The following is a 14,790-nucleotide window of genomic DNA, read 5'->3' on the forward strand; positions in this document are numbered from 1 at the left end:
TCGACCGGCCCGGTGCCGGAAGGGGGCCGTCAGTCGGCCGGGCCGGGCACGGGCGTGTCGGCGAAGGCGGCCACCGTCCGGTCGGCGTACGCGCTGACGTCGCCGGCCTCCATCGGGCCGTCCCAGGTCGTCGGCAGTGGCACCTCGACGGCCGGGTTGACCCGCCGGACGATCTCGTCGAGCACCGTCTCCGCGTCGCCCACCCAGAGGTGCTTGGCGCCGGGCACCCCGACCACCTCGGCCTGCGGCACCGCGGCGAACCGCTCCCCCGCCTCGGTCGGGCGCAGGTAGTCGTCGAACTCCGGCACCAGCGCCACCAACGGGCGACCCGAGCTGGCCCAGGTGGCCAGGTCCTCGGGGGCGGAGAAGCGCAGCGGTGGGGAGAGCAGGATCGCCCCGGCGATCGTCGGGTCGCAGCCGTACTTCAGCGCCAGGTCGGTGCCGAACGACCAGCCGACGAGCCAGATGTTGGGCAGCTCGGCGAACTCCGCGTACTCGATGGCGGCGGCCACGTCGTACCGCTCACCCACCGCGCCGTCGAAGGCCCCCTCGCTGGTGCCGCGCACACTGCTGGTGCCCCGGGTGTTGAACCGCAGCACCGCCAGGTCGGCAAGCGCGGGCAGCCGCCAGGCCGCCTTGCGGAACACGTGGCTGTCCATCATTCCGCCGTGGGTGGGCAGCGGGTGCAGACAGACCAGGGTGGCCACCGGCGGCCGGTCGGCCGGCAGGGCCAGCTCACCGACCAGCCGTAGACCGTCTGCGGTGTGCAGCTCGATGTCCTCCCGGCGGCCGGGCAGGATCGACGACGCGCGGATCGCTGTGCTCACCGCCCAAGTCTGTCGCGAAGTCGCCGCCGCCGCCCGCCCAGGCACGAACAGGGTGACCCAGGTCGCTCAGTCGCCGCGCGGGCGGTAGCTCAGTAGCGCGGAGTGCCCCGCCCGCGCTGCACCGCCGGGCCGCGCCGGTCCCGGGCCCGCCAGCAGCCGCTGTGCCAGTGTCGCCGGTCGGTCAGGTCACCCAGGCCGTCCGCCGGCCAGGCCACCAGATGCGCCACCCCGGGTCGGATCTCCTGGTCACAGCCGGGGCAACGGTACGTCTTGACCGACGCGCCGGCGCCGATGCCGCGTACCTGCCAGGCACCGTCGGTCCACTGCTGCACCGAGGCGACACCCTGCCGGACCCGATCGGAGTCCAGGTTGGCGTTGTCGTCCCGGCGAGGGCGGTTGCGACGGGGGCTCACAGTCACCAAGCGTACGTCCGGCGGGTGGGACCGCCGCTGGCGGTCGGGCAGGCCGAGGGTCGGCGGCCCGCGCCGAACCGGTCAGCGGTGCGAGTGGTCGCGGAACCCGCGGCGGGTCTTGCGGCCCAGGTAGCCGGCGGTGACCAGGTGCTCCAGCAGCGGCGCGGGCGCGAAGCCCGGCTCGCGCAGTTCCAGGTACAGCTCGCGTTGGATGGCCAGGGAGACGTCCAACCCGACGACGTCGAGCAGCTCGAACGGGCCCATCGGGTAGCCGCAGCCCAGCTTCATGGCGTGGTCGATGTCGTCGGTCGTCGAGTAGCTGGCCTCGAGCATCTTCACCGCGTCGTTCAGGTACGGGAAGAGCAGCGCGTTGACGATGAAACCGGACCGGTCACCGCAGACCACGCCGGTCTTGCCGAGCGCGGCGCAGACGGCGCGGGCGGTCGCGGTGGCCTCCGGGGAGGTGCGGATGGTCCGGACGACCTCGACAAGCGGCATGACCGGCGCCGGGTTGAAGAAGTGCAGCCCCACCACGTCTGCCGGCCGCTGGGTGGCCATCGCCACGTCGATCACCGGCAGCGACGAGGTGGTGGTGGCCAGCACCACGCCCGGCTTGCAGATCTCGTCGAGGCTCGCGAAGAGGGCCTTCTTGACGCTCAGCTCCTCGACGACCGCCTCGACCACCAGGTCGACGTCGGCGAGGTGGTCGAGCGTGGCGGACCAGCTGATCCGGCCCAGTGCGGCGTCCCGGTCGGCCTCGGCGAGCGTACCGCGCACCACGCCCTTGTTCAGCGAGGTCTTCACCGCCTCGCAGACCTTCGCGGACTTCTCCATGCCACGGGTCACCGAGACGACCTCGTAGCCGGCCTTCGCGAAGACCTCGATGATCCCGGTGGCCATCGTCCCGGAGCCGACAATGCCGACCTTGGTCACGCCTGCGGGGCGCGCAAGCTCACTCCTCGCGCTCCCGATGCCGACCTCGGCGTAGGTGGCGCGCGCGCCGTCGGCGAGCGCCGACTCCGTGGTCAGCGGCGTCGCCTCATCCGGTACGACCACCGGGGAGCCGGGCCGCTCGTAGGTGTAGAACCCCCGGCCCGACTTCCGGCCGAGCAGCCCCGCCGTGACCATCTGCTTGAGCAGCGGCACCGGGGCGTGCCGGCGGTCCCGCCCGCCGCGCCGGTACATGGTGTCCAGGATCTCGTACGCGGTGTCCAGGCCGATCAGGTCCATCAACGCCAGCGGGCCCATCGGCAGGCCGCAGCCGAGCTTCATCGCGGCGTCGATGTCCTCCCGGGTCGCGTAGTGCGACTCGAACATGCCGACCGCGTGGTTGAGGTAGCCGAAGAGCAGCGCGTTGGCGATGAAGCCGGCCCGGTCGTTGATGGTGACGTCGACCTTGCCGAGCCGGGCGCAGAGCGCCTCGACGTCGGCGACCACCTCGGGTGCGGTGACGACCGTGCGGACCACCTCGACCAGCTTCATCACCGGCGCCGGGTTGAAGAAGTGGATGCCGATCACCTGGTTGGGCCGGCTGGTGGCCACCGAGATCTCGGTGACGCTCAACGACGAGGTGTTGGTGGCCAGGATCGTCTCCGGTCGGCAGACCCGGTCCAACTCCGCGAAGATCCGCTGTTTGAGGTCCAGGTGTTCCGGCACCGCCTCGATGACCAGGTCGACCGAGTGCAGCGCGTCCAGCCCGACCGCGAAGTGCACCCGCTCGTGCAGGGCGTCGCGGTCCGCCTCGGCGAGCTTGCCCTTGGCGACCGCGCGGTCGGTGGAGCCCTTCAGGGTGGCCCGGCCGCGCTCCAGCGCCGGCGCGGAGATCTCCACGGCCACCACGTCGATGCCGTTGCGGGCGAAGACCTCGACGATGCCGGCACCCATGGTGCCCAGCCCCACCACCCCGACGGTGCTGAACTCGCGCGCCACGACCGGCCTCCCCAGAGACTCCGCGCGGCCACTGAACGGCCGCTAAGGTTATGCGCGCGAGTCTGCCACGTGACGCTTGGTTGTCGAGACGCCGTGGCCTATGTCACCGACGGCGCAGCCGCGCGGCTAGGCGGTCGCCACGCTGGTCAGGGCCAACAGCTCCGCGACGAACTCCGCCGGACGCTCCAGGTGCGGGCTGTGCCCGCAGGCGGGCAGCACCACCTCGTGGTACGAGCCGCCGGCCGCCGCGTACCTGTTGAGCACCGCCCGGGTCTGGCCGACCATCGGCTGCGGTGGGCAGGCGTCCGCGCCGGGCCAGCCGGGCACCAGGTCCAGCGAACCCAGGTACGCCAGGTCGAACAGCGAGGTGTCCGAGACGATCACGTCGGCGTCGCCGCGCACCCAGGTGACCGGCGGTTTCTCGGCGACGGCCACCAGCTCGTCGGCGATCCGGAACCAGGTCGGCGCGAGCGCGTTGAGCACCCCGCGCTCCCCCGGCGCGGTGCCCGGCCAGTTCTCCGAGGGCACCGCCGTGCCCGGGTAGTTGTCGTCGCCGGTGGCGGTGGAGAGAACGGTGTCCAGCAGCAGGTCCTCGTCCGCACCGAGCGCGGCGGGATCGGCCACGTAGGTGGCCCGCAGCACGGCCCGCGGGCTGGCGGGCGCGTCCGCACTCCGGTCGCCGGCCGCGAGGCGGGCGACGAAGTCCGGGTTCGCCGTGCCGGCGCCGGTGCCGGCGAAGTCGCTTGTGGTCGGCGTGCCGGTCAGGTCGCGGGTGCCGCCGAAGCCGTACGGGGAGACCGGCGCGGCGAGCAGCAACGCCCCCACCCGGTGCGGGTGGTCGACGAGCAGGCGCATCGCCACCCCGCCACCGAGGGAGTGCCCGACCACCACCGGGCGTACGCCGGCGTCGAAGAGGGTCGGGTCGTCGAGCAGGGCTGCCACGTCGTCGGCGAAGTCCCGCAGGCCACGGGTGGCGTCCACCGGGGCGGTCGCGGAGTCGCCGTACCCCCGCAGGTCGGGGGCGACCACCCGCAGCGTCGGTGGCAGCCGCCGGACCAGCGGCTCCCAGAACAGCGCGGACGAGCAGTTGCCGTGGATCAGCAGCACCGGCGTGCCGTCCGGTGGGCCAGCCACCCGGACCGCCTGGGTGATGCCGTTCGCCGTCACGGTGCGCCGCTCGGTCTCCATCCGCGGCATGCTGCCACGCGGGGTCCCGCTGGTCCAGGTGTCGGACCGCCACCCGGCGGGGCTGCCCGGTGTGGCCGACCGCCAGCTTCAGCGACGCGTGCCCGGCGGCGCGGCCAGCGGCAGCGGCAGGGTCGGCCGGACGTCGCGCCGGGACGGGCCGAAGCTCAGCCCCACCGGATCGGTGAGCGCCACCCCGGGGTCGAACAGGCGCAGCTCGGTACGGCCCAGCCGGATCACGTCACCGTCGGAGAGTCGTTCCACCTCGGTGATCCGCCGGTCGTTGAGCCAGGTGCCGTTCGTGGAGCCCAGGTCGCGCAGGGACGGGCCCTCCGGCGCCAGCCACACCTCGGCGTGGCGACGGCTCAGGTGCGGGTCGTTGATGACCACCTGATTGGTCGGCGCGCGGCCGATCACCTGTGGCTCGAACCCCATGCGAAAGCTCGCTCCGCGCATCGGTCCACCCGCGACCGTCAACAGCGGCATCAGTTCTGGATGTTCCTCCATGGACAGTCAGCCCTCCACCCCACACCGTCACTCCGCGCGTCAGCTTGCCATCAGACGGTAATCGTCAATACCGACCGGCCGGTCAGCCTCTCGTCACCTCCCGGCCATCTGCCGTTCGACGATTCGGCGGGCCATCTTCATCACCAACGCGCTGACCTGCACTGATCAACGATCGGTCGGGTCGGTGCGACGCCGGTCCCACGGCCGGGAATCGGGACCCTACCGGCGAGTAATCCTCGGGTCTAGACTTCCGCCATGACGGCAGTGCATGTCCCGGGCGTTCCGGTCATCGAGGCGGGCCAGTTGGTCTCCACCAGCCCCGCCACCGGCGCTAAGGCCGGCCGCCTCCCGGTCGCCACCGACGCCGACGTACGACAGGCCGTCGACCGCGCCCGCGCCGCCGGCGAGTGGTGGGCCGGCCTCGGCTTCACCGGCCGCCGCGAACGGATGCTGCGGTGGCGTGCCCTGCTCGCCAAGCGCATCGAGCAGTTGGCCGAGTTGGTGCACGTCGAGGGCGGCAAACCGGTCGCCGACGCCATCGTGGAGATCGTCACCGCGATCGAGCACATCGACTGGGCCGCCCGCAACGCCGGTCGCGTGCTCGGCCCACGCCGGGTGCGGTCCCGGCTCATCCTGGCCGAGTTCTCCGGGCACCTCGAATACCAGCCGCACGGGGTGGTCGGCGTCATCGGGCCGTGGAACTATCCGGTCTTCACGCCGATCGGCTCCGCCGCGTACGCCCTCGCCGCCGGCAACGCGGTGGTGCTGAAGCCGAGCGAATACACGCCCGCCGCCGGCCAGTGGCTGGTGGACAGCTTCGCCGAGGTGGTGCCCGAGCAGCCGGTGTTCACCGCCGTGCACGGGCTTGGCGACGTGGGCGCAGCGCTGTGCCGCTCCGGCGTCGACAAGCTCGCCTTCACCGGCTCCACCGCCACCGCCCGCACGGTCATGGCCGCCTGCGCCGAGACGTTGACGCCGGTGCTCATCGAGGGCGGCGGCAAGGACGCCATGATCGTCGACAGCGACGCCGACCTGGACGCGGCCGCCGAGGCGTGCGTCTGGGGCGGCATGACCAACGCGGGCCAGACCTGCATCGGCATCGAGCGGGTCTACGCCGTCGACGCCGTCTTCGACGCCTTCGTCGACAAGGTGGTCGCCCGCGCCGGCCAGTTGACGGTCGGGCCGGAGGGCACCGACATCGGCCCGATCACCATGCCCAAGCAGATCGACGTGATCCGCCGGCACATCGACGCCGCGATCACCTCCGGCGGGCGCGCCGTGCTCGGCGGCCCGGACGCCGTACAACCGCCCTACGTCCACCCCACCGTGCTCGTGGACGTCCCGGAGGAGTCCGCCGCCGTCCGTGAGGAGACCTTCGGCCCCACGCTGACCATCAGCCGGGTCCGCGACGCCGACGAGGCCGTCACCCGCGCCAACGCCCTGTCGTACGGCCTCGGTGGTTCGGTCTTCGGCCGGCGACGCGCGGTGGCCATCGCCCGGCGGTTGCGCTCCGGGATGGCCTCGATCAACTCCACGCTTACCTTCGCCGGCATGTCCACCCTGCCGTTCGGTGGCGTCGGCGACTCCGGCTTCGGGCGCATCCACGGCGAGGACGGCCTGCGTGAGTTCGGTCGGGCCAAGGCGGTCACCCGCCGTCGTGCGCGGTCGCTGCTGCCGTCGATGACCTTCGACCGCACCCCCACCGACGTGGCTCGGCTCGTCAAGGCCATCAAGGTCATGTACGGGAGGTGACTGTCGGATCACCGATCATCAACAATGATCGGTACATCCGCATGTTTGTACGTCGTGATCGCGGCGGTACATTGCGTTAAATGGGCCCCAATCGATTGCGTTACCGCCTCGTCGACAGCGACCAGTCGTGGAGCGCCCGACGGCGCCGGCACCGCTCGGACTGGCTGGCGCGCACCTTCCCCGACATCAGCGACATGCACGTGGTCGACCTCGGCGGCCGGCTCGGCACCTGGCACCGCGCCAGTGTCCGCCCGGCCCGGGTGACGGTCGTCAACCTGGAGAAGCCGCCCACCGTCGTCCCGGACTGGGCCCACGTCGAGCAGGCCGACGCATGCGACCTGCCCCCGCACCTCACCAAGGGCAGCTTCGACCTGGTGTTCTCCAACTCGGTCCTCGAGCACGTCGGCGGGCACGAACGCCGCCTGCGCTTCGCCGCTGCCGCCCGCTCTCTCGCCGACCGGCACTGGGTGCAGACGCCCTACCGCTACTTCCCCATCGAGCCACACTGGATCGCCCCGGGAATGCAGTTCCTACCGGTACGCCTGCGCACCGCGCTCGCCCGACGCTGGCCGTTGGGGCACAAGCCCACCCGCAGCCACGACGCCGCGATCCACCAGGTGCTCTGGACCGAGTTGTTGGACCGCTCACAGATGCGCCACTACTTCCCCGACTCGACAATGCTAGTGGAGCGGGTGTTCGGCCTGCCGAAGTCGCTGATCGCGGTCCGCGCAGGGTAGGGCACCGGTCAGAAGAGGGTCAGCTCGTCCTTCACGATGCCCCGCAGCATGTCGTAGTCCACCACCACACACCGGATGCCCCGGTCGGTGGCGAGCACCCGGGCCTGCGGCTTGATCTCCTGAGCGGCGAAGACCCCGACGACCGGGCTGAGCAGCGGGTCGCGGTTCATCAACTCGAGATAGCGGGTCAGCTGCTCCACCCCGTCGATGTCGCCACGCCGCTTGACCTCGACGGCGACCGCGCCCGAGGTGGCGTCGCGGCACAGCAGGTCGACCGGGCCGATCGCCGTCATGTACTCGCGGCGGACCAGCGTGAACCCCTCACCCAGGACACCCGGGTTGGCGGCCAGCAACTCCTGTAGGTGCGCCTCCACCCCGTCCTTGCGCAGGCCCGGGTCCACGCCCAACTCGTACGAGGTGTCCTGGAAGACCTCCTCCAGGGTGATCCGCAACTCCTCGCCGGCCTTGTTGACGACCCGCCACACACCGGGGGCCTCCTCCAGCCGACACGGCGGGCTCATCCAGTTCAACGGCTTGTACGCCCGGTCGTCGGCATGGATGGACACCGACCCGTCCGCCTTCACCATCAGCAACCGGGTGGCCGGCGGCAGGTGAGCCGAGAGCCGTCCGACGTAGTCCACCGAGCACTTCGCTATGACCAACCGCACCCGACGAGGGTAGCCGAGCACCCACATGTCGCCAGTGAGCGGCACTGGCGCGTCGATGCGATGCTGAGACCGTGTTCGAACTCCTCACCGGCACCGGTCTCGCCGCCTCGGCGGGGCTGAACGCCTACATACCCCTGCTCGTCCTCGGCCTGCTCGGCCGCTACACCGACCTGATCGACTTGCCCAGCGGCTGGACCTGGCTCGGCAACGGCTGGGTCATCGCCATCATGGCCGTTCTGCTGGCGGTGGAGATGGTCGCCGACAAGGTGCCGGTGGTCGACCACGTCAACGACGTGGTGCAGACCGTGGTCCGGCCCACCGCCGGTGGCCTGGCCTTCGGCGCCGGCTCCTCGTCGGAGACGGTGACGGTCAGCGACCCGGGGAGCTTCTTCTCGTCCCACCAGTGGGTGCCGGTGGTCACCGGCGTACTGCTGGCGTTGGGCGTGCACCTGCTCAAGTCCGCGGCCCGCCCCGTGATCAACGCGACCACCGCAGGTATCGGCGCCCCGGTCGCCAGCACCGCCGAGGACGCCACGAGCGTGGTGGTCTCGCTGGTGGCGGTCCTCCTGCCGGTGCTGGTGCTGGTCTTCCTTGTCGGCCTGGCGTTCTTCACGTTCTGGTTCGTCCGCCGTCGTTCCGAGCGACGCCGGGAACGAGAGGCAGCCCGCGCCGCCGGCTTCCGCGTCTGACGCTTGATCCGCATCCGCCCGCAGGACCGCCATACCCAGGTTCTGCGGGCCGACGAAAGCCTAATATCGGGGCAAGAGCCTAGAGGAGGTCGGCATGACCGCAGCGTTGGAGATGCCCCGAGTCCAGGAGTGTGTGGTCGCCGCGTGCGCGTACAACCGGTCGGGTGACTGCCACGCGTTCGCGATCACCATCGGCAGCATGGATCACGCCCACTGCCACACCTTCGTCGAGTCGCCCGTCCGGGGCGGCGTGGAGAGCCTGATCGCGCAGGTGGGCGCCTGCCAGCGCGCCGACTGCCGGCACAACGAGCAGTTGGAGTGCCATGCCTCCTCGATCAGGGTCGGCCCGGACAACGACATGGCCGACTGCATGACCTACGCCGGCCGCTGACCACCTGGCGGGCGCCTGGTCAGGGCAGGTCGTTGGCGCGACGGATGACCGTCACCAGATCGTCGATGATGTCGGTGAGGGCGAAGTCCCTCGGGGTGAAGACCCGGGCGACCCCCGCCGCCCGGAGGATGTCCGCGTCACCGGCCGGGATGATGCCGCCCACCACCACGGGCAGGTCCGCCCGGCCGGCGGCGCGCAGCCCGTCGAGCACCGCGGGCACGGCGGCCAGGTGCGACCCGGAGAGCACGGAGAGCCCGACCAGATCGACGTCCTCCTCCACGGCGGCGGCGACGATCTGCCCCGCGGTCAACCGGATGCCCTGGTAGACGACCTCGAAGCCGGCGTCGCGGGCGCGTACCGCGATCTGCTCCGCGCCGTTGGAGTGCCCATCCAGGCCGGGTTTGCCGACAAGCAGCCGCAACCGGCCACTGCCCAACTCCCGTGCGGTGGCGACGACCCGCTCGCGGACCGCCGCGAGGCCCGGCTCGCCGCCGCTGCCGGTGGCACCGGCCAGGCCGGTCGGCGCCCGGTACTCGCCGAAGACCTGGCGCAACGCGCCGGCCCACTCGCCGGTGGTCACCCCGACCCGCACGCACTCCAGGGTCGCCGGCATCAGGTTGGTGGTGGTCGCGGCGTCCGCGCGGAGCCGGCTCAGCGCCGCGTCGACGACGGCCGCGTCGCGGTTGGCCCGCCACCGGCGTACGCCCTCCACGGCGGCCGCCTCGACCGCGGGATCGACCTGCTCGACCGCCCCCGCACCGGCGGCGGTCAGCGGGGAGGGCTCGGTCTCGGTGTGCCGGTTGACCCCGACCACCACGTCGGCACCGGACTCCATCCGCCGACGGCGCTCGGCGAGCGACGCGACGAGCGCGCTCTTGAGATAGCCGGTCTCCACGGCGGCGACGACGCCACCCAGCTTCAGCACCGTGTCCAACTCGACCCGCGCGCCGGTGACGACCTCGTCGACGAGCGCGGTCATCACGTGCGAGCCGGCGAAGAGGTCGGGATATTCGAGCAGGTCAGACTCGTACGCCAGGACCTGCTGCATCCGCAGTGACCACTGCTGGTCCCACGGGCGGGGCAGGCCGAGCGCCTCGTTCCAGGCGGGCAGCTGGACCGCGCGGGCGCGGGCGTCGCGGGACATCGTCACGCCGAGCATCTCCAGCACGATGCGCTGGATGTTGTTCTCCGGCTGCGCCTCGGTGAGGCCGAGCGAGTTGACCTGTACGCCGTAGCGGAACCGTCGTTGCCTGGGCTCGGTGACCCCGTACCGATCGCGGGTGATCTCGTCCCAGAGCACGCCGAACGCGCGCATCTTGGCGATCTCCTCGACGAAACGCACCCCGGCGTTGACGAAGAACGAGATCCGTTGGACCACGTCGCCCATCCGCTCGGCCGGCACCTGGCCGGAGTCCCGCACGGCGTCGAGCACGGCGACGGCGGTGGCGAGCGCGAAGCCGACCTCCTGCACGGGCGTGGCGCCGGCCTCCTGGAGGTGGTACGAGCAGATGTTGACCGGGTTCCACCGGGGCATCTCCCGCAGCGTGTACGCCACCACGTCGGCGGTCAGCCGCAGCGACGCCGCCGGCGGGAAGATGTAGGTGCCCCGGGACAGGTACTCCTTGATGATGTCGTTCTGGGTGGTGCCGGCGCAGCGGGCCAGGTCGGCGCCCTGCTCCAGCCCGACCGTGCCGTACAGTGCGAGCAGCCACATCGCCGGGGCGTTGATGGTCATCGAGGTGTTCGTGTCGGCGAGCGGAAGACCGTCGAAGAGCGCCCGCATGTCGCCGAGGTGCGCCACCGGCACGCCGACCCGTCCGACCTCGCCGGAGGCGAGGTCGTGGTCCGGGTCGTACCCGGTCTGGGTGGGCAGGTCGAAGGCGACCGACAGGCCGGTCTGCCCCTTCGCCAGGTTGCGGCGGAAGAGCGCGTTCGTCGCCGCGGCCGACGAGTGGCCGGCGTAGGTGCGCATCACCCACGGGCGGTCCCGCTCGGGCAGTCGCCCCCGGTATGGCGTCTCGTCCATGGCCGGAGTCTAAGTTACCGTTCAGTAAAAGGAGCTGTGGAAAACCACACAGGTCCATGTCGGGGACGTCCGGGTGTCAAGCGCCCGCGGTGGCGCGGACCGCCACACCCCGGGCACCCGCCCGTCGCCGCCAGGACGCACACTTGACGGCATGGATGACGAGCTGGCCATCTCGGTCCGAGGGCTGCGCAAGGCGTACGGCGACAACGTGGCCGTGGCGGGCGTGGATCTCGACGTCCACCGTGGCGAGGTGTTCGCGTTGCTCGGCCCGAACGGCGCCGGCAAGACCACAACGGTGGAGATCCTGGAGGGTTACCGGCACCGGGATGCCGGCGAGGTCTCCGTGCTCGGCGCGGACCCGGCCAACCCCGACGCCGACTGGCGTTCCCGGGTCGGCATCGTCCTCCAGGGCACCGGCGAGTTCGACGAGCTGACCGTGGCAGAGGTGATCCGGCACTTCTCCGGCTTCTACCCGGACGCCGACGACCCGGCGAAGGTGATCGAGCGGGTCGGGCTGGCCGACAAGGCGAAGGCCCGGACGCACACCCTCTCCGGTGGCCAGAAACGCCGCCTGGACGTGGCCCTGGGCATCGTCGGTCGCCCCGAGCTGCTCTTCCTCGACGAGCCGACCACAGGTTTCGACCCGGAGGCCCGCCGTGAGTTCTGGGAGCTGATCCGCGATCTCGCCGCAGCCGGCACCACGATCGTGCTCACCACCCACTACCTGGACGAGGCCGAGGCCCTCGCCGACCGCGTCGGCGTGATCGCCGGTGGCCGACTCGTCGAGGTCGCCGCGCCCAACCGGCTGGGCAATCGGCAGGAGGCCCTTGCGACGGTCTCCTGGCGTACCCCGGAAGGGACGCTCGACAGCGCGCAGAGCGCGACGCCGACGGCCTTCGTAGCCGACCTGGCCGCGCGCTACGGCGGCGAGGTCCCGGGGCTCACGGTGACCCGGCCGACCCTGGAGGACGTCTACCTCACCATGATCGGACAGGCGCGATGACGACCACGACGAAGCCGGCGACGCCGGTCACCGCGACCCGCGGCCGACGGCCGGGTGCCGGCGCGCTCGCCCTGCGCCAGGGGCGACTGGAGATCACCCAGTTCCTGCGCAGCCGGGAGTCGGTGGTCTTCACGATGGGCTTCCCCATCATCATGATCCTGATCTTCGCGTCGATCTTCGACGGCACGATCGGCGGCGGGGTCAAGTTCACCCAGTACTTCATCACCGGCATGATCGCGACCGGCCTGCTGACGGTGAGCTTCCAGAACCTGGGCATCTGGATCCCGATCGAACGGGACCGGGGCGTGCTCAAGCGCTACCGGGGCACGCCGATGCCGAAGTGGGTCTGGTTCGCCGGCAAGGTGATCATGGTGGTGGTGATCGGCATCGCCGAGACGGCGCTGCTGCTGGCGTTCGCGGTGGCGCTGTTCGACCTCGACCTACCGGGCACCGCCGGGAAGTGGCTCACCTTCGGCTGGGTCTCCGTGCTCGGCGTGACCGCCTGCACCCTGTGCGGCATCGCGATCTCGTCGCTGGCCCGCACCGCCCGCAGCGGCTCGGCGGTGGTCACCCCGGTCTCCCTGGTGCTCCAGTTCATCTCCGGGGTGTTCTTCGTCTTCACCGACCTGCCCACCTGGATGCAGCAGGTGGCGGCGCTGTTCCCGCTCAAGTGGATGTGCCAGGGGCTGCGCTCGGTCTTCCTGCCGGAGAGCTTCGGCGCCCAGGAGCCGGACGGCTCGTTCGAGCTGGGTCGGGTGGCCGTCGTGCTGGCCCTGTGGTGCGTGATCGGCCTGGTGCTCTGCCTGACCACCTTCCGCTGGACCACCAAGCGCGACGGCTGAGCCGTTCCGGGGTCCCCGAATCCGGCGCGGGCTGCAAGACTTCGACGATGGCCGCTCGACCGACCCGGCGCGGGCTCCTGCTCGCCGGAGCAGGGGCAACGGCGCTTGCGGTCGGCGCCGGCTGGACGGCCCGCGACCTGATGCGCCGCTCCTCGGCACGGCCGTCACCCCCGGACGCGCCGGCCGGCGACGAACGACTGGTCAGCCGCCCGTCCACCGCGCGTGGCCGCCCGGTCGACTTCTACACCGCCGTCCCGGACGGGCACGGCGACGGTCGCGGTCTGCCGGTCTGCCTGGTGCTGCACGGCGCGTCCACCACCGCACGGGACTTCCCCGGGCTCGGCCTCGGGCGCTTCCTGACCGACGCGGTACGTCGGGGCGCGCCACCGTTCGTGCTCGCCGGAGCGACAGGCGACCGCCTCTCCTGGCGACCTTCCGGCCGGGACGACCCGCAGCGAATGGTGCGGGAGGAGCTGCCGGTCTGGTGCGCCGAACGGGGCTTCGACGCCACCCGGCTGGCGGCCTGGGGCTGGTCGATGGGCGGCTTCGGCGCGCTGTTGCTCGCCGAGACCTGGCCGGGGCTGCTCCGGACGGTGGCGGCCTTCTCCCCCGCCGTCGCGCCCGGCGACGCCGTCTTCGCCGGTGTCGACCGGCTACGCGGCACTCCGCTGGGCCTGTGGTGCGGCCGGCAGGACGACCTCCTCGACGACGTGCAGGCGTTGGAGCGGGCCCTGCCAGAGCCGGCCGCCCACACGGAGTACGCCGACGGCCGGCACGACTTCCGGTACTGGGGCGGGATCATCCCGAGCGCGTTGGACTTCGTCGCGGTGGCGCTGGCCGCGCCAGGCTGATTCGTCGCGGCGGCGCTGGCCGCGCCAGGCTGATTCGTCGCGGCGGCGCTGGCCGCGCCAGGCTGAGTGGACCGTAGGGGCCCGCGAGCGGCCCCTACGGCTGCCCGTCTCAGTAGGTGTAGAAACCCTTGCCGGTCTTGCGGCCCAGGTCGCCCGCCGTGACCATCCGCTGGAGCAGCTCCGGCGGGAAGAACTTCTCGTCGGCCGTGTCGGTGTAGATGTTCTTCGAGGCGTGCAGCAGCACGTCCACGCCGGTCAGGTCGGTGGTGGCAAGCGGGCCCATCGCGTGCCCGAAGCCCAGCCGGCAGGCCGTGTCCAGGTCCTCGGCGGACACCACGCCGGACTCGACCAGCTTGACGGCCTCCATCACCAGTGCGGAGATCAACCGGGTGGTGACGAAGCCGGCGATGTCCCGGTTGACGACCACCACCGTCTTGCCGATCTCCTCGGCGAAGGCCCGCGCGGTGTCGAGCGCCGCATCGCTTGTCTTGTAGCCGCGCACCAGCTCGCAGAGCTGCATCATCGGCACCGGAGAGAAGAAGTGGGTGCCGACGACCGCCTCGGGCCGCTCGGTCACCGCGGCGATCTGGGTGACCGGAATGGCCGAGGTGTTGGTGGCGAGCACCGCGTCCGACTTGCAGATCTTGTCCAGGGCGCGGAACACCTCGTGCTTGATCTCCAGCCGCTCGAAGACCGCCTCGACCACGATGTCCGCGTCCGCCGCCGCCTCCAGGTCGGTGGTGGGGGTGATCCGGGCCAGCGTCGCCTCGACCTCGGACGCCTCGATCTTGCCCTTCTCGGCGAACTTCTCCAACGACTTCCGGATGCCGCCGAGCCCACGGGTGGTGGCCGCGTCGTCCAGGTCGCGCAGCGTCACCTGCCAGCCCGCCTGCGCCGCCACCTGGGCGATGCCGGAACCCATCAACCCGGCCCCGACGACCGCGAGTCGACCCGCCATCTGCTTCTCCCT

Annotated in this window: 15 protein-coding genes; 7 read left to right on the top strand and 8 right to left on the bottom strand. The window is 71.6% G+C overall.

The window, feature by feature from the left end; all coding sequences use genetic code 11:
* Positions 1-29: 29 nt before the first annotated feature.
* From ACWER9_RS13975 to ACWER9_RS13995, 5 genes are all read right to left on the bottom strand, one after another.
* A complete protein-coding gene (locus tag ACWER9_RS13975; protein ID WP_452302203.1) occupies positions 30-827 on the bottom strand; it encodes an alpha/beta hydrolase in 798 nt (265 codons plus the stop codon).
* Positions 828-916: 89 nt separating this feature from the next.
* Complete coding sequence (locus ACWER9_RS13980) at positions 917-1,240, bottom strand: hypothetical protein (RefSeq protein WP_452302204.1); 324 nt, start codon at positions 1,238-1,240, stop codon at positions 917-919.
* A gap of 81 nt (positions 1,241-1,321) precedes the next feature.
* The gene (locus ACWER9_RS13985; protein WP_452302205.1) at positions 1,322-3,169 is read right to left on the bottom strand and encodes a 3-hydroxyacyl-CoA dehydrogenase family protein; all 1,848 of its coding nucleotides are present in this window, start codon (positions 3,167-3,169) and stop codon (positions 1,322-1,324) included.
* A 126-nt stretch (positions 3,170-3,295) separates the two neighbouring features.
* Positions 3,296-4,357 carry an alpha/beta fold hydrolase gene (locus tag ACWER9_RS13990; RefSeq protein WP_452302206.1) on the bottom strand — a complete coding sequence of 354 codons (1,062 nt, stop codon included), beginning with the start codon at positions 4,355-4,357 and terminating at the stop codon, positions 3,296-3,298.
* Between the two features lie 87 nt (positions 4,358-4,444).
* Positions 4,445-4,861, bottom strand: coding sequence for an FHA domain-containing protein (locus ACWER9_RS13995; protein ID WP_452302207.1), 417 nt, complete (start codon positions 4,859-4,861; stop codon positions 4,445-4,447).
* Positions 4,862-5,116: 255 nt separating this feature from the next.
* On the opposite strand from ACWER9_RS13995, the gene ACWER9_RS14000 reads away from it, so the two are divergent.
* Both ACWER9_RS14000 and ACWER9_RS14005 read left to right on the top strand, forming a co-directional pair.
* The gene (locus ACWER9_RS14000; RefSeq protein ID WP_452302208.1) at positions 5,117-6,613 is read left to right on the top strand and encodes an aldehyde dehydrogenase family protein; all 1,497 of its coding nucleotides are present in this window, start codon (positions 5,117-5,119) and stop codon (positions 6,611-6,613) included.
* Positions 6,614-6,693: 80 nt separating this feature from the next.
* Entirely contained in the window at positions 6,694-7,350 is a 657-nt protein-coding gene (locus ACWER9_RS14005; protein WP_452302209.1) for a methyltransferase domain-containing protein, read from the top strand.
* A gap of 8 nt (positions 7,351-7,358) precedes the next feature.
* Here ACWER9_RS14005 and nucS read toward each other — a convergent pair whose 3' ends face one another.
* Positions 7,359-8,018, bottom strand: coding sequence for an endonuclease NucS (nucS, locus tag ACWER9_RS14010; protein WP_452302210.1), 660 nt, complete (start codon positions 8,016-8,018; stop codon positions 7,359-7,361).
* A 71-nt stretch (positions 8,019-8,089) separates the two neighbouring features.
* On the opposite strand from nucS, the gene ACWER9_RS14015 reads away from it, so the two are divergent.
* Both ACWER9_RS14015 and ACWER9_RS14020 read left to right on the top strand, forming a co-directional pair.
* The gene (locus tag ACWER9_RS14015; protein WP_452302211.1) at positions 8,090-8,707 is read left to right on the top strand and encodes a DUF4126 domain-containing protein; all 618 of its coding nucleotides are present in this window, start codon (positions 8,090-8,092) and stop codon (positions 8,705-8,707) included.
* A gap of 94 nt (positions 8,708-8,801) precedes the next feature.
* Entirely contained in the window at positions 8,802-9,098 is a 297-nt protein-coding gene (locus ACWER9_RS14020) for a DUF1540 domain-containing protein (RefSeq protein ID WP_452302212.1), read from the top strand.
* Positions 9,099-9,117: 19 nt separating this feature from the next.
* Here the strand turns inward: ACWER9_RS14020 and ACWER9_RS14025 are convergent, their stop codons facing one another.
* Positions 9,118-11,124, bottom strand: coding sequence for a protein meaA (locus ACWER9_RS14025; protein ID WP_452302213.1), 2,007 nt, complete (start codon positions 11,122-11,124; stop codon positions 9,118-9,120).
* Positions 11,125-11,275: 151 nt separating this feature from the next.
* On the opposite strand from ACWER9_RS14025, the gene ACWER9_RS14030 reads away from it, so the two are divergent.
* From ACWER9_RS14030 to ACWER9_RS14040, 3 genes are read left to right on the top strand one after another with little or no spacing between them, the layout of a single operon-like run.
* Entirely contained in the window at positions 11,276-12,127 is an 852-nt protein-coding gene (locus tag ACWER9_RS14030) for an ABC transporter ATP-binding protein (protein ID WP_452302214.1), read from the top strand.
* Positions 12,124-12,969, top strand: coding sequence for an ABC transporter permease (locus tag ACWER9_RS14035; RefSeq protein ID WP_452302215.1), 846 nt, complete (start codon positions 12,124-12,126; stop codon positions 12,967-12,969). The genes ACWER9_RS14030 and ACWER9_RS14035 overlap by 4 nt, the downstream gene beginning before the upstream one ends.
* 47 nt (positions 12,970-13,016) lie before the next feature.
* A complete protein-coding gene (locus tag ACWER9_RS14040) occupies positions 13,017-13,820 on the top strand; it encodes an alpha/beta hydrolase (protein ID WP_452302216.1) in 804 nt (267 codons plus the stop codon).
* Positions 13,821-13,929: 109 nt separating this feature from the next.
* On the opposite strand, the gene ACWER9_RS14045 is transcribed toward ACWER9_RS14040, so the two are convergent.
* Positions 13,930-14,778 (bottom strand): 3-hydroxyacyl-CoA dehydrogenase family protein, encoded by an 849-nt coding sequence (locus ACWER9_RS14045; protein ID WP_452302217.1) that lies wholly within the window; start codon positions 14,776-14,778, stop codon positions 13,930-13,932.
* Positions 14,779-14,790: the final 12 nt, after the last annotated feature.

This window comes from Micromonospora sp. NPDC003944 (genome assembly GCF_053605225.1).